Source organism: Chryseobacterium sp. CCNWLW53 (genome assembly GCF_037083525.1).
GTDB classification, from domain to species: domain Bacteria; phylum Bacteroidota; class Bacteroidia; order Flavobacteriales; family Weeksellaceae; genus Chryseobacterium; species Chryseobacterium lathyri.
On the sequence record NZ_JBAOJR010000003.1, the window covers coordinates 486,635 to 508,353 of the forward strand.

The following is a 21,719-nucleotide window of genomic DNA, read 5'->3' on the forward strand; positions in this document are numbered from 1 at the left end:
ATAAAAATTCAGACTGGTGTTAAAAACGATTATTAATTTAGAACCTGGAAAAAAAGTATATTTCGCTTCAGATCAGCATTTTGGTGCTCCTACACCGAAGGAAAGCAAAGTGCGTGAAGAGAAATTTATCCGCTGGATGGATGAAATTAAAGAAGATGCCCAGGTTTTGTTTCTAATGGGTGATCTTTTTGATTTCTGGCACGAGTGGAAACATGTTATTCCTAAGGGATATGTACGTGTTCTCGGAAAAATTGCCGAACTGAAAGACCGGGGAATTCATATCTATTTCTTTGTAGGAAACCACGATCTGTGGATGAAAGACTATCTTGAAGAAGAAATAGGATGCACTGTTTTTTACAAAAAGCAGTATTTTGAAATGGGTGGAAAACAGTTTCTGCTGGCTCATGGAGACGGTCTCGGACCTGGTGATAAAGGGTATAAAAGAATGAAAAAGCTGTTCACAAATCCTGTGGCGCAGTGGTTTTTCAAATGGCTTCATCCCGATATTGCCATGAAAGTGGCACTGTATCTTTCCCAGAAAAATAAAATGATCTCCGGAGAAGAGGATAAAGCGTTTTTAGGAGAAGATAAAGAGTTTCTCGTCATCTATTCAAAAGAGAAGCTGAAGACTCAGGAAATTGACTATTTTATTTATGGTCATCGTCACCTTCCGATGGTGCTGGATCTTGAGCCCAAAGCAAAATATATTAATCTGGGTGATTGGATTTCCTACTTTACCTACGGAGTCTTTGAGAAAGAATTTGAACTCAAGACTTTTGCGGACGGAACAAAAAAAAATTACCCCTGAGAGAGGTAATCTCCGAATGAACCAAGGTCCATTCTTGTTTTTAATCCATATTCCGAGTTTATAATTGCAAGAAGTTTACCAAAGTGTAAATATCCGGTTAAAAAAATATTAAAAAACATGCTTTTTACGTAATTGTCTCATTATGAGCTGGTAATAAGCTTAAAATAGTCTTCATAAATTGGAAAATATATTCAGCATACAGACAGAACAGAATTTCCTGGATGCATCATTGACAGCTTTTCGTTATCAGTATGAAAATGTTGAGATATATAGAAAGTTCGTGGATTTTCTGAAAATAAATCCGGATGAGGTTCACAGTCTGGAAAAAATTCCTTTCCTGCCGATAGAAATGTTTAAAAACCATCAGATTTTAGACAAAAACACATCGGCTGACCTTTTTTTTCAGAGTTCAGGAACTACACAGATGAATCTTTCAAAACATTTTATTGCAGAACCGGCGGTTTATGAAGAAAGCATCTATAAAAGCTTTGAACAGTTTATAGGAAAACCGGAAGATTTTATTTTTCTGGGCCTGCTTCCAAGCTATCTGGAAAAGCAGAACTCCTCTTTGATCTATATGGTGGATTATCTCATGAAAAAATCCGCAAAACCCGAAAACGGATATTTTCTTTACAACCATTCCGAATTGTTTCAGCTTTTAAACACTTTGAAAGATAAAAAGGTCATTCTTTTCGGAGTATCTTTCGCCTTGCTGGACTTCCTGGATTCTGTTGAATCTCAGGATCTTTCAGTTTCCGGATCCCAAAACCTGACAATTATTGAAACCGGAGGTATGAAGGGAAGAAAAGAAGAAATGACCAAAGATGAGCTGTTGAGAACTCTGCAGAATGGTTTTAAAACAGAAAAGATTTACTCAGAATATTCAATGACGGAACTGCTTTCGCAAGCCTATTCTCTTGGAAACAATGAATATAAATGTCCTAATTGGATGAAAATATTGGTCCGGAATGCAGAAGACCCCTTTTCTTACGAAAAAGAGGGAAGAACTGGAGCCATAAACATTATAGATCTTGCCAATATCCACTCATGCTGTTTTATAGCAACGCAGGACTTGGGGAAAACCCTTCCGGAAGATAAATTCCAGGTGCTCGGAAGAATAGATCACTCCGATATCCGTGGATGCAGCTTATTGGTCTCTTGATCTCAAAAATAAAAAAATAAAGACTTCTTACTATGGACTGGAAGAAAAGCTTCTTTTTACTGCTCATAAGTTTATCCGGCCTTTTGTCAGCACAAAAAAAGTCCGAAAAGGATATCTGGTCCGGAACTTACCTGGTAAATGAAATCAATAATGGAGTTTCCAGAGTTACGGATACTTTAGTGATTGCGAGAATTAAAGATGCTGATCCGAATGAAATCCCTGCTAAAGAAAAATCCGACTTAGTTCGATGGTTTATGACCTCAAAAAGAGATGGAGGCAAAGATGAGATTACGGTTAAGCGATTCCTGTTTGATGCGAAAAATGACCGGGATGCCTATAAAGAATTCGGCTGGACAGATCTGCACAAATCCGGGAAAATGAACTGCATAGATGGTGGACATTTTTTTATTTGTCAGACACGGCCCGGTACTTCCGTTACATTTGGAAAGGATGAAAAGTACTTTACCAAAACAGGTGTCTTTGGAATATGGCTGCACTATGGGATAGTAGAGCTTGAAAAAAGTAAAACTTAATCAAAAAACTTTAATTGTAAATGCTGAAAATAGAAGAGCTTGTTCACGCATATATCCATTCCCATTGCGATTTCGAAAAAGAAATTGTGCTGACGAATTATTTCCAGGCCGACTGGGAAGCGGATATGCTGTTCATAGATTCTGAAGGGTTTAGCCATGAAATTGAAATTAAGCTTTCAAAAAGTGATTTTAAAAACGATTTCAAAAAATCATACCTCAATAAAGATACCGGCGAAAAATTCCTGAAACATGATAAAATCTCATGTGGCGACTATATCTGCAATGCCTTCAGCTTTCTGCTTCCCATGGGAATGATAGAGCATAATTTAATTCCGGAGCACTGCGGGATTATTGAATTTTATCACAATGCAGATACCTGGGAAACGGAATTCTACCTCATACGCAAACCTAAAAGAGTCCATGAAGATCCTTATTGGAAACTGACTGACAAAGATCTTTTTATCCGGAAAATGGCCCTGAATTTACTGCAGCGTAAAATGGAAATCAAGGGCAGACAGGAAGAGCTTATTTTCAGAAATCCTTTTGACATCAGGAAAAAATAAATATAAAAACTCCTGCATTTTTACAGGAGTTGAATATAAAGATATTAAACACGGTTATTTGTTTTTCACCATTTTTAAAGTGCCGTTTGCGCCGGTGCTGGAACTCCATTTAACAAGATAAGTACCTCCCGGATGATTCTGGAGATCAATCGGCAGTTTATTTTGTCCGGCTCCTATATCCGTAGTATATGCTCTCACTGTTTTACCGTTAAGGTCAATAACACGTATTGAAACAGTTTCTCTGCCTGCGGCTGTATAGTAAAGCTCGCTTATTCCCATGTTTTGATTGGACACTATAGCTGTTTTAGGCTGTGATGCTGTCTGTTTTGATACCGTGCCACCACCCGGAACGCATATATAACATTCAAACCTGGTAACACCTATGAGATATTGATTGGGACCTGTGCAGGTAATATCAACGCCATATCCAAACTGACCCGGATAATAGATCATGGTAGGATCTGAAGGAATTGTAGTGTGGTCTCCAATTGCAGTTGGAAGCGGGTAATATCCGCTATATAATGTAGAGGGATTGCTAAAGCTCACTTTGCCGTATCTGATTGGGGGAGTTCCTCCGGGAAGTGTGAAAGTTACAGGAAAGTTATAAGTTCTGAATGTACTGATATCTGGAGGAAAAGGTGTAGCGACCCGTTCGTTGGATCCGATTTTAATGTCAAATTTAACATCCGTATGAGCATGGCCAGGGGTATTTTCGGCAAAAATATCATTTCTGGTAACAGTAATGTTATAGGTAGGTGCGGGAGCTGTATTTTTTTGTGCGTCCAATTGGTTTTGGCAAATTGATACAAAGAATAGTAAAAAGAGAATTTTTTTCATTTTAGTTAAATTTTTAGATTATTATTTTATTTATTTCGATTAATCTTAACTAAAATTGAAGCTTATTATCCGACTGCCAAAAGAGTAATTAGCAAATGTGAAAGATTATCCAATAACTGTTTCTGTTCTTTTCATAAATGTAAAACGGCAACAGTCTTGTAAAAAGGAAAGAATCACTAAAATTGTTTGCAAACGTATGATTCTATTCAGTAAACTTTATAATGAGTATTGCATTATTGAAGTATCTTAACACAAAAAAATCCTGCCAGACGACAGGATTTTATATTTAATGTTATGATTTTATTAATCAGTAACTTCAACAGTGTCTCTCTGAAGTAGGAACTTGTAGATCAATCCTCCTACAATCCCTCCTAAAATAGGTGCTGCCCAGAACAGCCAAAGCTGGGACATCGCAAGCCCGCCCGTAAAAACGGCCTGTGAAAGCGATCTTGCCGGGTTTACTGAAGTGTTGGTAATAGGAATGGAAATAAGGTGAATCAGGGTAAGAGCTAAACCAATAGCAATACCTGCAAATTTTCCGTTAGCCCACTTATCTGTAGCTCCCATAATAACAATCAGGAAGAAAGCTGTTAATAAAAACTCAGCAAGAAATGCTGCTCCCATACTGAATGCTTTTCCGTTGTAAACTGCTTCTCCATAGAAATTGGTGGCAAATGCCCCCGGTTTCGAAAAGTCTACAGCTCCTGAGCCGTTAAGAATTACATACAGGCATCCTGCAGCAAGAAGAGCTCCAAGACACTGTGCTACAACATAAGGGATAAGATCTTTAGCTGAGAATCTCCCTCCTGCTAGAAGTCCGAAAGATACTGCCGGATTAAAATGTCCGCCAGAAATATGTCCGACAGCATAAGCCATCGTAAGAACAGTAAGACCAAAGGCTAAAGAAACCCCTAAAAGACCAATACCTATGTCGGGAACTCCGGCAGCAAAAACTGCACTTCCGCAGCCACCGAAAACAAGCCAAAATGTGCCGAAAAATTCAGCAAAAAGTTTTTTTATCATATGTTTATTATTAAATGTATCTCAAATGTAAAATTTAAATTTTAAAATCAAAAGATAAAACTTAAAAATCTTTTAAGATTTCTTAATATAAAATTACATATTTAGTAATTTGGTTTAATGTTTGTTGGGAATTTTTTCATAATGATATTATCGGTAAACTGAATAGTATATCATAAATGTTTATCTTTCGTTTAGTAATTTAAAAGTGTGGTTAATGAGAAAGTATTTTTGTGTAGCCTTCGTGCCTTTTATGTATAGCTTTTATTACCCGCAGGCAGCAAAAAAAGCACTTCCCTGCTATGATTTGACTTCGGTTCTGAAAGTAGAACCTACCGCTCTGTATAAGCCACATCTGGATGCTTCAAAAAGTTTTAATGTAAAACTGCTGAAAGATTCCAAAACAGTGCAAAAATATATAGGTAATGGAAAGTTTCATAAAATAAAAAAAAGCGGAAAAGGCTATCGGGTTCAGAAACTTGATTACAGCAGGCCTTATATGGTTTCTAAAGCAAAAACTACTTTGGAAAACATGGCATCCAGGTTCAGTAAAGAAACAAAAGGGCATACTTTTACCGTTTCATCCATTACAAGAACACTTGAAGATCAGTGCAGACTGAGAAGAGTGAATTCCAATGCATCTTTAGGGATAAGCTCCCATAATTACGGTAATTCATTTGATATTTCCTATATCAGGTTCAATGATGTACTGAAATATAATCCTAAAATGGAGGCAGCGCTGGAAAAAGTTTTAAAATATTATGCCAATGCCGGCAGAATTTATTACATCAGGGAAAGGCAGCAGAGCTGTTATCACATCACGGTGAGGAATTATTAGCACGGTCAGCTGATCACAAACTGCTTTGTAATCTGAAACTTTTACGGGTTAAAATTAAATTTATTTTACGGATAATAAATTTATGATACGATTATTTGTACAGGATGTTTAGTTTGTATAATTTTATACAACTAAATAACTATGAAATTATGAATGAGAACGATTACAGGCTGGCCGCTGCCGAATGGGGCAATTGCGTGTCAGATTATTCCAGAATCACAAATTTAATTCCTACCAATTACATTTTCGAACTTTCTTCACAGCAGATCGATAAAATCAAACAACAAAACAAATATGTGGATGTGTGCGCAGAAGTAGGCGTATTCAACGGCAGTCTTGTCTTGATTTTTCTTCCGCTGGATGCACAGGGACATGTGGATAAAAGCATTACTGAATATCAGTATACTACCCTGGGACCTCTTAAATATGATCTGAAACTGCAGGAAACTAAAGAATTTACGGTGACCAAAAATGCAGTTCTTTCCAGCAACCTTACCAAAATAGATGGCAATACCAATACCTCCGTTCCGGTAACCGAACAGCCGGTTCTGGACCAGGACATTGCTATAGATGCTATTGAACGCTGGAGAGATGAAGGAATGGAATGGTTTTTCCGTGAATGTAATGAGTTCGGTGGAGAAAGAGTTTTCAGAAGATTCTATATTTCTATGGAAGACCTGACTCACCCGAGCCCGGAGGTTTTAGGCATCAAATGCTCTTTTGGACTTAGATATAATGACATTTATCAGAGAATGCTGGTAACACTGATCTTTATTTCTTTCCATGAGATGTTGCAGGAAGGAAGCAACGTGGCCACTATTTCAAATACGTATGACTGGGCAAAACCATGTCCGCCTGTCTGCCGTATTCCTGAACTTGGATCTTAATATGTAGTATCAATAGGAATGACAGATTTTTTTAAAGCCATTTTATTCCTAAACTATGGACTGCTTCTGTCCGTTATATTTTTGGGAGCAGCAAAATACCGTATACTGAATACCAAAGAAAAGCAATATTTTCACTGTATTGCTTTTCTTTTTTTTATCGAATTATTAAATTTGGCCCTGCCTTATCTCTTCAATCTTAATGATACCTCTTTCCTGTATCCCTTGTATATCGCCGGCGAATTTTTCCTGGTCACTGCTTTATTTATCAGAAAACTGGAGCTTCCAAAATACCTTTTAGGCATTACAGCGCTTATCGCCACTGGATTTATGATCTCGAAATATGGATTTAGTGATCCCTTCAACAGTGATATTGTAAAAGTAATATCCAATATCATTATTATCTGCCTTTCAGGATTTGCCCTGATCCGGGAGATCAGAGGCGCTTCTGCAGAGAACCGTTTTCTTCTTGTGGATGCCTGTATTTTTTTCTACTATTCAGTTTCAGTATTTATTTTTATTATCCAGCATCAGATCGCGAATCTTTCAGAAAATGATTACTTAATTATTCTCAGTGTGAATAATATTCTGTCAAGCATTTTATACTGTTCATTTTTATATACCTTCATCAAATTAAAGAAGTAACCTTAAATATTAGCCTGCTCATCCTTATAATTGTTACCATAACAGTTATAGTATCCTTTATTCTCTTAGCCTATAGGTCTTTTATCAGCCGGATTATCAAAGAAAAGAATGTTCAGCATGAAGCTGAGGTTCTTCATCAGAAAAAACTTGTGCTTGAAAATATCAAAGCCCAGGAAGAAGAAAGAAAGAGAATAGCCGTTATGATTCATGACGATATTGGAAACAGGCTCAATATCCTTTCCCTGTGGCTCAACAACCTTGATACAAAGGGAGATGAAGTCATCAAGAAAAAGATCTACAGCCAGATGTCGTCTCTCATTGATGCCGCCCGGAGTATTTCCCATTCCCTGTATCCCGTTAACCTCGAATCGGTAGGATTTGTACTCTATGTAGAAGAAATGATTGCCAACCTTTCCCATAAGATTAATATTTCTATGCGGGTAATGCCTGGACACGAGAAAAAAGATATTTTTATAGAAGTGCAGCTGTACAGGATCATCCAGGAATTTACGACCAATGTGATCAAACATTCTATGGCTACAGACTTATGGATCTACATTAAAGATTATCCCCGGCATATGGCCGTCATTATTTCTGACAACGGACAGGGATTTGATTATGATCTGGTGAAAAAAGGAATGGGCATTAAAAATATAGAATCCAGGATAAAATCCATGAATGCCGTCCATAAATGGAAAAATACCCCGAATAAAGGAAGCCGTTTAATCATTTTAATTCCAAACAATCATGAACTCCCAAATCAAAATAGCCTTAATTGATGACGAACAGCTGATCCTGGAAGGGGTAAAAATGCTGCTTTCGAATGAAAAAAATATATCCGTATGTCTTACCTCCAATAATGGCCCGGATTTTATTGAAAAGCTGGGAAGCCTTTCCGAAGATGATTTTCCCCACATAGCTCTTGTCGATGTACAGATGCAGCCTATGAACGGTTTTGAACTTGTAGAAATTCTTAAAGAAAGATATCCGGATCTAAGGATCATTATTCTTTCCTCCCATTACAAAACTTCCATTTTGGGCTATATGGTTAAATTGGGGGTTTCAGCTTTTCTTCCTAAAAATTCAGACCGGAAAACATTTATCGATGCCATTACCATGGTTTACAAAAATGGGGTTTTCTTTACAGCAGAAGACCATCAGATGCTGTTTACCTATATGAACAGTTCCACAAAAAAGAAATCTCTTTTTGAAATGGAAGACGAGCTTTCCGAAAGGGAAAAAGATGTTGTGAAGCTGATCTGTCAGGAATACACCAATAATGAGATCGGGGAGAAGCTCTTCATCAGTCCCAGAACAGTAGAAAGCCACCGCCAGCGGATCCTGGAAAAGATCGGGGCCAAAAATACCGTAGGCATTGTTATTTATGCCGTTGTGAACAACATATACTCTCTTGATAAAATGTAATTCCGTAGAAATACGGAATTTTTTATTTGGTATTTTTCACGCTAGTATTGCTTTCCCTTCTTCCGTTAATTTGAAAAATAAGTTTTACAGATTTCAAAGCAGAACCAGATTCAAGACGCTGTACTGAAAACTTTCAACCACTAAAGCAAAACACAGCGATGGAAAACAATACAGTATTGCCTGTCGGAATTTTTTTTGACGGAACCGGAAATAACGGGATCAATGCAGGCTCCCCCGATATGCCTTCGGTAAACAATGAAAGTTATAAAGGAGCACCGACCAATGTTTATAAACTCTTCAATTTATTCAGTCAAAACAGTAAACTATATGTCGAAGGAATAGGAACGGTTACTGGCGGAGAAGACAGCAATTTTGCGATGGGTACCTGCGCTAATCCTCCGGATGCACAGGGATATTCTTCCGATGACAAGCTGCAGAAGGCCAATGCTTTTGTACAGAATATAATCAATGACAAAAATATTGACTATCATTTTTACATCTACGGATTCAGTAGAGGAAGCATGCTGGCAAGAGAATTCTGTAACCGGCTGGTTGTAGATTATCCCACAGCAAATGTTACTATAAAATTTTTGGGAGTTTTTGATACCGTGGAGTCCAAACCATTTAACACATACGATATGAACCTGCCTCAGGAAGTGGAAAATGCCCTTCATCTGTGTGCAGTTAATGAATGTAGGTTCTTTTTCCCGCTCACCGGATTTTTTGAAAATTCAAAAAATATGCAGGACACCAAAACAGAGACAGCTGGTTCCGTTTGGAAAGAAGTTTTCGTTCCCGGAGCTCATGCCGATGTGGGTGGAGGCTATCTTCAGGCTCCCCAGTCAGTTTATATTTCTACAGATTTTATGAATGTCAGTGATTTGCAGACCTATGTTTCAGAGGTGAGAAATTCAAAAACCGATGCTGAAGGAAACAAGATCTGGAATTCACTGCTGTCAGATTTTCAGATCGAGAAAGGAATTGTTCTCACCCAGGCTTACGTTTCCAGAGACTTGGTCCTTAATACCCTTCCGTTTGTATATGGCAGGATAATGCTGGATGAAACCAATAATGCCGTGTCCGGAATTTTCAGTACAGATCTTGCCAATTCAGGTCTTGAGATTAAGGATGATACTTTTCTCGAAGACTTTTATACAGATCTTGCAGCATATATTAAAGACTTTTCACCTGCTATGAAACCCCACTATAACTATGCAGATTTTGCAGGGTATACCCATATTTCGGCTAATTTCGGACTGTACCATGATGATGCATTACAAAAATCAACTGATGAGATAGAAGCAGAACTGATCAATATTGGCCTGAATGTACCCAGCAGTACATCTGTAGACCAGGAGATCCATACCAATCTTCTTACCGAGCTGCATCTTCCCGAAGACAGCTTTACTGCAGACTTTATGTATGGGACCAATGTTCCCAATAATAATATCTGGAGCCGCACAATAGAGTTAAGATCCTTTGTTGCAGGACAGAATTAAATGTACTTTTCAGTTTTAAATTTAGGTTGCGAGGGGATGTCTGTCAGGGCATCCCTTTTTACTGTATTCCAGAGCTGGCAGTTTTTATTTCTGGGCTATTCATTTCTTTTTCCGTACTTTTGCACCCGAAAATTCATTATTCATCATTTAATTTTTATTTAATAAAATGCTTTCGGTTCAAGGTTTAGGATTACATCATTCAGGAAACTATCTGTTTCAAAATACAAATTTCACCATTAAAAAGGATGATAAAGTAGGTCTCGTTGGAAAAAACGGAGCCGGAAAATCTACTTTACTGAAAATGCTTTCCGGAGAAATTAACTTCTACGAAGGAAGCGTTGTACCCGAAGGAAATGTTACCATCGGTTTCCTGAAGCAGGATCTAGATTTTGTAAAAGGAAGAACCGTTTGGAATGAAACAATGCAGGCTTTTGAACAGATCAATGCCTGGAAAGATGAGCTGGAACAAGTTAATCACCAACTGGCAACAAGAACCGATTACGAAAGTGATGCCTATACAGATCTGATCAACAAAATGACAGAGCTGAATGATCTTCTGATGAACCATGATGCCTACAACCTGGAAGGTGACATGGAGAAAATATTATTCGGTTTAGGTTTTAAGGCAGATGATTTCCACAAAATTACAGATGAATTTTCCGGAGGATGGAGAATGAGAATTGAGCTGGCAAAACTTCTTCTTCAGAAGAATGACATTATGCTTCTCGATGAGCCTACCAACCACCTCGATATGGAATCCATTATCTGGCTGGAAAACTTCCTGAAAGATTATCCCGGAGCCATTGTTCTGGTAAGTCACGATAAGCAGTTTATGACGGCTGTCTGCAACAGGACTTTTGATATCAATAATAGAAAAGTTGACGACTATAAAGCCAATTATTCCAAATATCTGGTGATGCGTGAAGAGCGCCGTGAAAAACTGATTCAGGCTAAGAAGAATCAGGATGCGGAGATTAAGCAAATGGAGGACAACATCAATAAGTTCCGTGCCAGTGCTACCAAAGCATCTTTCGCCCAGTCGCTTATTAAGAAATTAGATAAAATTGAACGTATTGAGGTAGATAATGAAGACGTTTCAAAATTCAATATCCGTTTCGTACAGTCTATGGTTCCCGGAAAAGTTATCTTTGAGGCCAATCATTTAGGAAAAGCTTACGGGAAAAAACAAATTTTCGATGATGTAGACTTTATTGTTCAGAGAGGAGACAGAATTGCCCTTTTGGGACAGAACGGACAGGGAAAAACAACTTTAGCTAAAATTCTTGCCGGAGACATCAAAGATTATACAGGGACATGGAATCTGGGGCACAACGTAAACATCGGATACTTTGCCCAAAACCAGGAAGAAGTACTGACTCCTAATAAAACAGTTCTGGAAGAAGCTGAGGATGCAGCTACAGAGGAAACCAGACCTAGGGTAAGAGATCTTTTAGGATCTTTCCTTTTCCAGGGTGAAGCGGTAACCAAGAAAACAAAAGTGCTTTCCGGAGGAGAAAGAAACCGTCTTGCTCTTTGTAAACTGTTGCTTCGTCCTTTCAATACGTTGATTATGGATGAGCCTACCAACCACCTGGATATCCAGTCTAAGGAGATCATTAAACTGGCTTTACAGAATTTCGAAGGGACATTAATCGTGATTTCTCACGACAGGGAATTCCTGGATGGGCTTTGTGATAAGATTTATGAATTCCGTGACGGAAGAATGAAAGAATTCCTGGGAAGTGTTGGTGAATACCTTGAATACAGACAAAAAGAGACCCTTCGGGAAATATCTGCTGAAAAGGCAAAACTACACAGCGATGATGTGAAAGTTGAGGTAAAACCAGCTCCGAAAGAAGTAAAGGTGGAAGAGAAATCATCAACCATTGTAAGCAAAGAACAAAAAAATATTCAGAATAAACTAAAGAAAGTAGAAGAGAAAATCTCTGAGCTTGAATCTGAAATTGAAACATTGGAAGCTTCATTCACTAAGGAAAATCCTTCTGAAGAAACTTTAGAGAAGTATAATAAAACTAAAGAAGAATTAGAAGTTGCTTTACAGGAATGGGAGCATTTGGGTTCTCAATTGGTTTAATTTTTTTGAATTAAAATATACAGATCCTTCGACTCCGCTCAGGATGACATTGCTAATACTTAATCTAATACGAACGGTATTGTTTTTTAACAGTGTCATCCTGAGCGGAGTCGAAGGATTTTAGTATAAAAACGCATTCGTCCGGGAATAAGTTTGTAACAAAAGCATACTTACACCAACGTATTGAATAGTTTTACGAAAACTTAATTTAAAACTTAAATTATTTTTATAATTTTACAGGATGATTTTTAAGGAAAGCAGAAATCTGAAGAGCTTTATCTCCAAACTTTTGTTTGGGATCTACTTCATTGCGCTGTTTTCCCAAAGTTTTCACCATCATGATGCTGTCGATAATTTTAAGATCTTCAATCTTAAAAAGACAGAAAACACCATGGCTAAAAATTCAGCCAAAGAAAAGCCGGGCGACTGTCTGGCGTGTCATTTCTTAGCTACAGGACATACACTGGTTCCTGAAGAGTTCAGCTTTTCCTTCGAACATTTTACGCACGAAGTAAAACAGGTTATTGCTGTTCAGGAAAAAGTATGGTCTCAGACCAAATTCACTTTTCAGCTCCGGGGGCCTCCCTCAGTTGCATAATCACGATTTTAATTGGCTTTAATTATATTTAAAGTTCAATATTTTGGGTTTAAATCTATTGGTTGATAGCTGTTAGATGTCGTTTCAGAGTTCCGGATTTTGCGATTCGGGGATTGAGAGTTTTAGGATTTGAGAATATAGAGGCAGAATTAATTGTCTGATATCTCAGTCTGATATCTGAAACTTCATATCTGACATCTGGTTCATCAGTCATTAATATTTTTTACATTTTACAATTAAAATAAACCCATCCAACAAATTTTTACGAAAAAATGTACCTGTAAAAGGTACGCAATCAATCTATAGACAATGAAATTGATATATAGTCTGATGTTAGTCTTTTGTGGACTGGCATCGATAAGTGCACAAAAATCGTATTCGATAGAAGGAACCGTTCAGGATTTTCACGATAAAACCATGCTGGAAAATGCGGTAGTGAAAATCGGGGGATTCACGGCTACAACGGATAGTAAAGGTAAGTTTACATTTAATAAAATTCCTTCGGGAAAATATATACTCATTGCCAAGCATCCTGATTGTAATGATTATACTGAAAATATAGGAGTTGATCGGGATTTACATTTGGTCATTACCCTGGAGCATCATAGCCATGATATTGAGACGGTGACCGTTCATGGAAGTCATAAAAATAATGGAAGCATAGTAATGAAAACACTGGATAAATCTGTGCTTTCTAGAAATGTTACCGAGAATCTGGGAAATTTACTTACCAATATTTCGGGAGTCAATGTTCTTAAAACGGGGAATAACATTGCTAAACCCATCATCCACGGACTGTATGGAAGCAGGGTTTCCATCCTGAATGACGGTGTAAAATTGGCTGAACAGGAATGGGGTGTAGAACATGCTCCGAATGTAGATGTAAATAATTTTGAACATATTGATGTTGTAAAAGGAGCATCAGCCCTGAAATACGGAAATGGTGCCGTAGGTGGGGTTGTAGTTTTACAACCTCAGGTGTTACCCAAAAAAGATACCCTTATGGGATCTGTTTCTCTGTCCGGTATTTCAAACGGGCGCGGAGCAGATGTAAATGTAAAGCTGGCAAAAACCTGGGAAAGCGGCTGGGCTGTTAAAACCAACGGAAGCTTTAGGAAATTGGGTGATCTTACAGCTCCTGACTATGGGTTGATGAATACAGGGATTCAGAATTCCGGTTTTAATTTTGGGGTTCAAAAAATGACTTTTAATTCAGGGTTTTCTTTTGATTATTATTTAACGAATAATTCAATAGGCATTTTGAGGAGTTCACATGTAGGATCTGCTGAAGATTTATATGAGGCATTGTCAAGTCAGGAACCTATTTTTAAAAGGGATTTCAGTTATGATATCGATAATCCAAGACAGGAGATCGAGCATCATATTGCTAAACTTTCGGGATATTATAGATTTGAAAACTTTGGAAAGCTTACGGCTACCTACAGTTTTCAGTATAATCACAGAAAAGAATATGACATCCGCCGGAGTGAAGAGCTTAGCAAGAAACCGGGACTGGATCTGGAACTGATTACGAATGATTTAAATATCAACCATCTTATTGAAAGACCAAAATGGAGTCTTGAAACAGGAATTAATGGTGGATATCAGAATAATTATTCCAACCCGGAAACAGAAGCGAGACGCCTGGTACCTAACTATGACCGCTTTTATGCTGGAGTTTATTCTGTCTATAAATATAAACTTCTGCCTTCGCTGGATCTGGAGGCTGGAGCACGTTATGATTTTGACCGCTATGAAGTGACCAAATGGTATGATCTGAGTGACTGGAATAGATTATATGCCAAAGATTATTCAGATTTTGTAGTAAGGATTAATCAGAATAGAATCCTTACCAAGCCTGAATTAAACTATAATAATTTTTCAGGTAATGCCGGAATCAGCTATCATCCGTCAAATAATTTTAATCTGAAGCTAAACTACGCGAGGGTTTCAAGATCTCCCAATGTCGCTGAACTTTTTGCCGACGGACTTCACCATTCTGCAGCCATTATAGAAGAAGGAGATATGAGGATTAAAAGTGAAACCGGAAATCAGTTTAATTTAATTGCTGATGCTAAATTAAATGTTCTGGGTGGCCTGGATGTCTCTGTAAATCCATATTTCTTTTATACCAAAAATTTTATCAATGAGGTTCCTATAGGGTATCGAAATACCCAGTGGGGTGGCGACTTTGTAGTGTATGGTTATCAGCAGATCGATGTGAAAATGTATGGAGCAGATCTGGATCTGGCCCTTAAAATTAATGATAATCTGGCCTACAAGGGAAATCTGTCTTATGTATACGGACAGGACCTTACCCATGATGTTCCACTGATCATGATGATGCCTACTAATTTCAACAATTCACTGGAATTCAGTAAAAAAGAGTGGAAGAACTTTTATATGAACGTAAGTAACAAAACAGTTCTTGCCCAAACAAGATTCCCAATTTATAATGTTTTTATCAAAAGATATGATTCGGAGGGAAATTCTTACAGTCAGGAAGTAGATATTTCTACTCCTCCCAAAGCGTATTCGCTTTGGAACCTTCAGGCAGGGGTGAATCTGTCAAAAAATTTCGGAGTTGATGTCTCTGTCAAAAATGTATTCAATACTTCTTACAGAGATTATCTGAACAGGTTACGATACTTCTCCAGCGAAATGGGGAGAAATTTTATTGTAACTCTTAAATATCAATTTTAATTCTTTAAATCAAAAAAATGAAAAATATTTTTAAAAATACAACACTTATTGTAAGTCTATTGATGATTGCTTTTTCTTTAAGCTTAACTTCTTGTAACCGTGGAGATGATGATGAAAAAGATGACCTTCCACAGGAGGAACTTTCTGATGTCCTGCTGAAAGTAACGGATGAGGCTACGGGAATAGCGGTAATTTATGATTATCAGGTAAACAGCACCAGTAACCCTAACGTTAAATTAGTAAACGGACATACCTACAATGTGGAAGTTATTTTCAAAAATGGGGACGAAGACGCCAACGAAGAAATAGAAACGGCAAAAGACGAACACTTTTTAGTATACAACTTTCCTAATTCTGATATTGTAATGACCCGTACTGACGGTGCTGCTTCTACAAGAGCAGACGGCAAGCGTGTAGGACTTAAAACGAAATGGGTAGTTAATACAGCCGTTAAAAATGCTTCTGCCCCAAGTCAGCTTGTTCTGACGCTGTACCATGAGCCGGTTTCTGTTTCTGAAGCTTCTGCTGTAAGTGGAAATGGAGTAGTATACGGTGTGCAGTCAGGCGGAGAAACTGATGCTCAGGCAACCTATAATCTGATCAATTAAAAAGATAAACCTAATGGTAAAACCGCTGAGATTTTCAGCGGTTTTTTATTTATAAACATTTGAATGCTAAGAATTGATTATAAGTAGGTAATTCTCATAAAAATTTCATATTTTTGCAACCTAAAATTTTAATCAATAATGAAGGTTACCGCACAAAACCATGATGACGTAAGTGCATTACTTACAGTGACATTGGAAAAATCTGACTACAAAGAAAAAGTAGACAAGCAGTTGATTAATTATGCTAAAAATGCGCAAGTTCCTGGTTTCAGAAAAGGGAAAGTGCCTTTGAGTATGGTTAAAAAACAATATGAAGCAGGTATTGCATTCGAAGAAATCAACAAACAGGTTTCTGACGCATTGAATAACTATGTTAACGAAAACAAGTTAAGATTAGTTGGTCAGCCTGTTCCTCAGCCAGTAAACCAATTGGATTACAATGCTGAAAAAATTGAAGTTGCTTTCGAAGTAGGATATGAGCCTGAATTCACTATAGATTTAGCTAAATATGAAGCTCCTCATTATAAAGTAGAAGCTTCTGACAAAGAAATCACGAAGAGTATTGAGAACATGCAGAAGCGTTTTGCAGAGCAGGTTCCTCAGGATAAAATCACTAAAGATTCTTATGTAGCTTTAGAAATTTCTCAGGTTGTAGAAGAAGATGCTGAAGGAGAGCACCACCACCACCCAAAGAACGTTACCATTACTGCTGAAAACAAAGAAGCTTTCAAATTGGTAAAAGCTTTAAAAATGGACGGTTCTGTAAAAGTATCTAAAGAAACTCTTGCAGGTGATGAAGAATTGGCTAAAGAATTAGGATTCAGCAAAGAAGAAGTTGAGCATTTACACCACGCTGAAGTAGAGGTTAAAGTAAAAGACTTCTATTCATTGAACCTTGCTGAACTTAATCAGGAGCTATTCGACAAAGTTTACGGAGAAGGAACAATCAAGTCTGAAGAAGAACTTAAAGAAAAAGTAAAATCTGAGCTAGATGAGTACTTCCAGCAGAATGCTGATGTTCACTATGTGAATAAAGTATTGGAGCAGGTTACTGAAAAAGAAGAAGTAAAACTTCCTGAAGATTTCCTTGTAAAATGGTTATTATTCTCTAACCAGAATATCCAGTCTGAAGAGCAGGCTAAAGGAATTCTTGAAGCAGAGAAAAGCCAGTTAAGATACCAGATCATTGAAGGTAAATTGATGACGGATAACGACATCCAGTTAGATTATGCTGATGTATTGGCACAGGCTGAACAGTTGGTGAGAAACCAATTAGCGATCTACGGAATCCACCACTTAGGTGATGAGGAAATCCAAAAGTATGCTGTTGAAATGTTGAAAGATCAGGAGCAGGTAAGACAGATTTCTTCTGAAGTGGCTATGGCTAAACTGAAAGATGTAATTCTTGAAAAAGCATCTAAAAAAGAAACTAAAATCTCTCACGACGAGTTTTTAGAAGAGCTTAAAAAATAATGTATTCCGATATAAATATTTCAAAACCTCCGAGAAATCGGAGGTTTTTTATTTGCAGTGCTAAAATTTATATTTCTTTTAATATATTTCTCATTTTTATTACCCGAAATCGCTACTATAAGTCCATATCATAAAGATAATTTTATCATTTAATTTCGAATATTCTTAAAAAACCTTAATATATTTGGGCAGGAATTCTTCCGTATTCCTCATAAATATCCTGTGTTTATTTTCTTCTGGTCAATATTCATATATTTACACCCTAAACTTATTATAGATATGAAAAAGATCATCATTCCGTTTTTCTGTGCCGTACTCTTTGCAGTACCGGCAGCAGCTCAAAAGACCAGTGCAGCTCCCGCGAATACGGAAGTCGTGAAATCTAAGCTGACCCCAAAAGAAGTTATTGATAATTACTTTAAAGCCTTGGGCGGTAAAAGCAAATTAGAAGCAGTAAAATCTACGGTTATTGATAATACACTGAATGTTCAGGGAATGGATATCACCATGAGCACTACAAAAATGGGCAATAAATTCAAATCTGTACAGACTGCAATGGGACAGACGGTAAGCCAGGTTTTTGACGGTGAAAAAGGATATATAGAAAGAGCCGGACAGAAAACCGATTTCCCTGCTGATAATATTGCCGAACTGAAGAAAGGAACAACTATTGAGGCGCTGGCTTTTGATCCCTCAAAGTTCAAAGATGTTACTGTGGAAAAGCTGAATGCTAAAGATTACAATGTATTGTCTTCAGATAAAGGAAAATTTTACTTTGATGCCGCTACTGGACTTTTATACCAATCTTCTGTAGGAGAAGGAAGTGTTACCGTGAAAAACTATATGACCGTGGAAGGCATAAAATTCCCTTCTGAAGTAGATATTGACGGGAAAGGGCAAAAGGTAACCATAAAAACAACTAAAGTGGTTTTAAATACCGTTACATCTGATGCGGATTTTAAATAAAAACTGATATTTTACAATACAAAAGCCGGACAATATCCGGCTTTTTTGTTGTCTTTTTAATTTTAACTCAAATTTAACTATAATGTCAATTGTAAGATTTCTTCAGGTGGTGAATAATTGATACTTTTAGTCCCAAAATAAAATTAATAATATGAAGAAAGTTTTATCCTCATTTGCGGTCATCTTCCTGATGTCTTCAAATGTTTTCGGACAGAATATCCCTTTGGATTCTTCCGTGAGAATCGGTACCCTTCCCAACGGAATGAAGTACTACATTAAAAAAAATACATTACCTGAAAAGAAAGTAGATTTCCGTCTGGCTATCAATGCCGGGTCTATTCTTGAAGATGAAAACCAGAGAGGTTTGGCGCACTTTATGGAGCACATGAACTTCAATGGAACAAAGAATTACCCGGACAATAAGCTGGTGGATTTTCTACAGTCTATCGGGGTGAAATTCGGACAGCACCTTAATGCCTATACAAGCTTTGACGAAACTGTATATATGCTTCCTGTTCCATTGGATAAGCCAGGAAACCTGGATGCAGGACTAAAAGTAATGGAAGACTGGGCTTTTAATGCAACGCTCTCCGATGCACAGATCAATAAAGAAAGAGGGGTTGTTCTGGAAGAGTTAAGACTGGGTCTTGGCGCAGACAAAAGAATGGCAGACAAATATCTTCCTAAATTATTATACAAATCTCAATACGCAGACAGACTTCCGATCGGTAAAAAAGACGTGCTGGAAAATTTTAAGCCGGATGTGATAAGAAAATTCCACCAGGATTGGTACAGACCGGATCTTATGGCAATTGTAGTCGTGGGAGATATCAACGTAGATGAGGTGGAAAAAAAGATTAAAGATAATTTCAGCAAATACAAAAACCCTTCAAAACCAAGGGAGAGAAAGGTATTCGATTTGCCCAACCATAAAGAAACTTTAGTAGCTATAGAAACTGATCCGGATGCTACAAACTCAATGGTTCAGTTCATTATGAAAGACGCTGAGGCTTATCAGCCGGATGTAACGATTGAGCAGTACAACCAAAGCATTGTGGAAGGTCTTTCCACCACGATGCTGAACAATAGATTAAAAGAACTGATCAATTCAAATAATCCGCCTTTTACCTTCGGGTCGGTTTATCATGGAGGAACCTATGCAAGAAGCAAAGAAGCCTTCCAGGGATTTGCCATGGTAAAAGAAGGAAATCAGTTAAACGCTCTGAAAGTTCTTTTGGAAGAAGTGGAAAGAGCGAAAAGATTCGGGTTTACACAGACTGAACTTGACAGAGCAAAAGCACAAATGCTGTCCAACCTTGAAAGATCTTACAACAACCGCGACAAGACTGAAAGTGATATGCTGGTAGATGAGTATGTAAGAAACTTCCTGGAGCAGGAACCGATGCCGGGAATTGCCTGGGAATATGAAGATACAAAGACCTTCCTTCCTAAAGTTACTTTGGCCCAAACCAATGAAGTGATCAAGAAAATGGTGAAGGATGACAGCAGAGTGATCGTCATTACAGGACCTAAAAAAGATAACATTACAATGCCTACAGAAGCAATGGTTCTGAATACCTTTGAATCTGTAAAGTTGGCGGATCTTAAGCCTTACGAAGAAAAAGCAGCGATCAAAAACTTAGTGAAGCCTTTCAAATCAGAAGGTAAAATTGCTAAAACAGAAACGGATGCCAAACTGGGAACAACAACCTGGACATTAAGCAACGGTGCAAAAGTAACTTTCAAAAAAACCGATTTCAAAGATGACGAAATTGTATTTTCAGCAAGAAGTTTAGGCGGAAATTCCCTAATCTCTGATGCAGACTTTATCAAAACTCAGTTCGCCTTTGCAGCATTATCTGAAGCGGGAGTCGGGGGATTGTCAAAAGCCGATCTTACCAACTACCTTGCAGGAAAGCAGGTAAGTGTAAATCCAATGGTTGGACCGTATTATGAGGGAATTTCAGGAAGAACTTCCCAGAAAGATTTAGGAGCCGCTATGGAGCTTACGTACGCTTATTTTACAGGATTAAATTACAACCCTGCGGCATTCAATGCTTACAAAGAAAAGCAGTCTGCCATGCTGGATAACCTGTTGTCTAACCCTCAGGCTTACTTCTCCAACGAACATGCAAAATTTATGAACCAGAAGAACCCAAGATTCATCGGACTATTCCCGATGGAAAAAGACTGGGCTAATACAGATTACAAAAAAGCATACGACATCTATAAAGAGAAATTTGCCAATGCAGGAAACTTCCAGTTCTATTTTGTAGGAAATATTGACGAGGCTGTATTTAAAGAGCAGGTGCTTCAATATATCGGTAGTCTTCCTTCATCAGGAAAAACGTCAACATTCAAAGATACAGGCTACAGACAGTTAACCGGAGATCATTCCAAAGTCTACAAAAAAGGAAAAGATCCTAAGAGTCTGGTGACAATCTCTTACAGCGGGGAAACACCTTACAACGAGAAAGAAGCTTTGGCTCTTTCAGCGCTTGGAGAAGTAGCTACCATCAAAGTTATTGAAAAGCTTAGAGAAGACGAAAGCGGAATTTATGGTGGTGGAGCAAGAGGAAGCATGAATAAAATCCCTTACAGTGCTTACAATTTCAGCATTAGTTTCCCTTGCGGACCTGAAAATGCAGAAAAGCTTACGAAAAGTGCTGTTACCGAGCTTCAGAAGCTGATTGATAAAGGTCCTGAGCAGAAAGACCTTGACAAATATAAAGAAGGAGAGTATAATGACAACAAAACAGAGCTTAAGGACAATATGTTCTGGCTGAATGCTCTTGCTAAAAATCAGTTGGATGGAAGTGATAAATACGACATCCTGAACTACCAGGAAAAAGTAAAAGCACTTACCGTGAAAGACCTTCAGGATGTAGCTAAAAAGTACCTGGTAAAAGGAAAAATTACAGCAACGCTGATGCCGGAAGACGGATGGGAAAACGCTAAAAAAGAAGAGGCAAAACCAGCAGCAGTGGGAGCAACAGTAGTTAAACAGTAATTTATTTTAAAATAATTGATAAAGAAAAACCGCAGATCAGTCTGCGGTTTTT

General features: G+C 37.7%; 19 protein-coding genes. 17 read left to right on the forward strand and 2 right to left on the reverse strand.

Annotation, left to right across the window (positions count from 1 at the left end):
• Positions 1 to 16 precede the first annotated feature (16 nt).
• From V6R96_RS11210 to V6R96_RS11225, 4 genes are all read left to right on the forward strand, one after another.
• Complete coding sequence (locus V6R96_RS11210) at positions 17 to 808, forward strand: UDP-2,3-diacylglucosamine diphosphatase (protein WP_336378913.1); 792 nt, start codon at positions 17 to 19, stop codon at positions 806 to 808.
• Positions 809 to 986: 178 nt separating this feature from the next.
• A complete protein-coding gene (locus V6R96_RS11215; RefSeq protein WP_336378912.1) occupies positions 987 to 1,970 on the forward strand; it encodes an acyl transferase in 984 nt (327 codons plus the stop codon).
• Between the two features lie 32 nt (positions 1,971 to 2,002).
• Complete coding sequence (locus V6R96_RS11220) at positions 2,003 to 2,503, forward strand: phosphate ABC transporter permease (protein WP_336378911.1); 501 nt, start codon at positions 2,003 to 2,005, stop codon at positions 2,501 to 2,503.
• Between the two features lie 20 nt (positions 2,504 to 2,523).
• Positions 2,524 to 3,066, forward strand: coding sequence for a hypothetical protein (locus tag V6R96_RS11225; protein WP_111956314.1), 543 nt, complete (start codon positions 2,524 to 2,526; stop codon positions 3,064 to 3,066).
• A gap of 54 nt (positions 3,067 to 3,120) precedes the next feature.
• Here V6R96_RS11225 and V6R96_RS11230 read toward each other — a convergent pair whose 3' ends face one another.
• Positions 3,121 to 3,903 carry a hypothetical protein gene (locus V6R96_RS11230; RefSeq protein ID WP_336378910.1) on the reverse strand — a complete coding sequence of 261 codons (783 nt, stop codon included), beginning with the start codon at positions 3,901 to 3,903 and terminating at the stop codon, positions 3,121 to 3,123.
• A 303-nt stretch (positions 3,904 to 4,206) separates the two neighbouring features.
• Positions 4,207 to 4,923: an aquaporin Z gene (aqpZ, locus tag V6R96_RS11235; protein WP_111956886.1), complete on the reverse strand. Its 717-nt coding sequence runs from the start codon at positions 4,921 to 4,923 to the stop codon at positions 4,207 to 4,209.
• A gap of 217 nt (positions 4,924 to 5,140) precedes the next feature.
• On the opposite strand from aqpZ, the gene V6R96_RS11240 reads away from it, so the two are divergent.
• The 13 genes from V6R96_RS11240 to V6R96_RS11300 all read left to right on the forward strand — a co-directional run bounded on the left by V6R96_RS11240 (position 5,141) and on the right by V6R96_RS11300 (position 21,667).
• On the forward strand, positions 5,141 to 5,761 hold the full coding sequence (locus V6R96_RS11240) for a DUF5715 family protein (RefSeq protein ID WP_336378909.1): 621 nt from the start codon (positions 5,141 to 5,143) through the stop codon (positions 5,759 to 5,761).
• A gap of 149 nt (positions 5,762 to 5,910) precedes the next feature.
• Positions 5,911 to 6,648, forward strand: coding sequence for a hypothetical protein (locus V6R96_RS11245; RefSeq protein ID WP_336378908.1), 738 nt, complete (start codon positions 5,911 to 5,913; stop codon positions 6,646 to 6,648).
• 18 nt (positions 6,649 to 6,666) lie between these two features.
• Positions 6,667 to 7,290, forward strand: coding sequence for a hypothetical protein (locus V6R96_RS11250; protein ID WP_336378907.1), 624 nt, complete (start codon positions 6,667 to 6,669; stop codon positions 7,288 to 7,290).
• 149 nt (positions 7,291 to 7,439) lie between these two features.
• Positions 7,440 to 8,069: an ATP-binding protein gene (locus tag V6R96_RS11255; RefSeq protein WP_336378906.1), complete on the forward strand. Its 630-nt coding sequence runs from the start codon at positions 7,440 to 7,442 to the stop codon at positions 8,067 to 8,069.
• Positions 8,038 to 8,715: a response regulator transcription factor gene (locus V6R96_RS11260; protein WP_336378905.1), complete on the forward strand. Its 678-nt coding sequence runs from the start codon at positions 8,038 to 8,040 to the stop codon at positions 8,713 to 8,715. The genes V6R96_RS11255 and V6R96_RS11260 overlap by 32 nt, the downstream gene beginning before the upstream one ends.
• A gap of 158 nt (positions 8,716 to 8,873) precedes the next feature.
• On the forward strand, positions 8,874 to 10,214 hold the full coding sequence (locus tag V6R96_RS11265) for a DUF2235 domain-containing protein (RefSeq protein WP_336378904.1): 1,341 nt from the start codon (positions 8,874 to 8,876) through the stop codon (positions 10,212 to 10,214).
• Positions 10,215 to 10,380: 166 nt separating this feature from the next.
• Entirely contained in the window at positions 10,381 to 12,309 is a 1,929-nt protein-coding gene (locus V6R96_RS11270; protein ID WP_223560099.1) for an ABC-F family ATP-binding cassette domain-containing protein, read from the forward strand.
• Between the two features lie 241 nt (positions 12,310 to 12,550).
• Positions 12,551 to 12,907 carry a hypothetical protein gene (locus V6R96_RS11275; RefSeq protein WP_336378903.1) on the forward strand — a complete coding sequence of 119 codons (357 nt, stop codon included), beginning with the start codon at positions 12,551 to 12,553 and terminating at the stop codon, positions 12,905 to 12,907.
• 309 nt (positions 12,908 to 13,216) lie between these two features.
• Complete coding sequence (locus V6R96_RS11280; RefSeq protein ID WP_336378902.1) at positions 13,217 to 15,610, forward strand: TonB-dependent receptor domain-containing protein; 2,394 nt, start codon at positions 13,217 to 13,219, stop codon at positions 15,608 to 15,610.
• A 17-nt stretch (positions 15,611 to 15,627) separates the two neighbouring features.
• The gene (locus V6R96_RS11285) at positions 15,628 to 16,218 is read left to right on the forward strand and encodes a hypothetical protein (RefSeq protein WP_336378901.1); all 591 of its coding nucleotides are present in this window, start codon (positions 15,628 to 15,630) and stop codon (positions 16,216 to 16,218) included.
• A 138-nt stretch (positions 16,219 to 16,356) separates the two neighbouring features.
• The gene (locus tag V6R96_RS11290) at positions 16,357 to 17,691 is read left to right on the forward strand and encodes a trigger factor (RefSeq protein ID WP_111956340.1); all 1,335 of its coding nucleotides are present in this window, start codon (positions 16,357 to 16,359) and stop codon (positions 17,689 to 17,691) included.
• Between the two features lie 279 nt (positions 17,692 to 17,970).
• A complete protein-coding gene (locus V6R96_RS11295; RefSeq protein WP_336378900.1) occupies positions 17,971 to 18,657 on the forward strand; it encodes a hypothetical protein in 687 nt (228 codons plus the stop codon).
• A gap of 151 nt (positions 18,658 to 18,808) precedes the next feature.
• Positions 18,809 to 21,667 carry an insulinase family protein gene (locus V6R96_RS11300; RefSeq protein WP_336378899.1) on the forward strand — a complete coding sequence of 953 codons (2,859 nt, stop codon included), beginning with the start codon at positions 18,809 to 18,811 and terminating at the stop codon, positions 21,665 to 21,667.
• Positions 21,668 to 21,719 lie beyond the last annotated feature (52 nt).